The following is a 466-nucleotide window of genomic DNA, read 5'->3' as shown; positions in this document are numbered from 1 at the left end:
CGTCTGCCGTTCAAATCGGTACCGCGTTTGCCGTGACCGAAGAAGGCGATGCCCACATCAACTTCAAGAAAACACTGGCCGGTGCGGAAACCGAAAAAGTGGTTGAATTCATGTCTGTTGCCGGTTTGCCTGCTCGCGGCGTACGCACCAAATTCCTCGACAGCTACATCAAACGCGAATCCAAATTGCAAGCCAATGCCAAAAACGATCCGCGCCGCTGTACCCAAGGCCTGAACTGTCTGACCAGCTGCGGCTTGCGCGACGGTTTGGCCAAAGCCGGTCAATTCTGTATCGACATCCAACTTTCCGCCGCATTCCGCGGCGAAGTCGATAAAGGCTTGTTTTTCCGCGGCAAAGACCCGCTGCCGTTTGGCAACGCCATCCGTACGGTTCAAGAAACCATTCATTATCTCTTGAACGGTTCCCTGCCCGTCGTCCCTGCCAAATAAACGCATCAACACTCAAA

1 protein-coding gene is annotated in these 466 nt (G+C 53.9%); it reads left to right on the top strand.

Annotation, left to right across the window (positions count from 1 at the left end):
- The coding region (locus ACTHS3_RS16905) for a nitronate monooxygenase (protein ID WP_440368627.1) at positions 1-449 on the top strand (449 nt) is incomplete at its 5' end.
- Positions 450-466 lie beyond the last annotated feature (17 nt).

It is taken from the genome of Neisseria sp. P0009.S007 (assembly GCF_051962515.1).
This window is presented reverse-complemented; position numbering and strand designations above follow the sequence as displayed.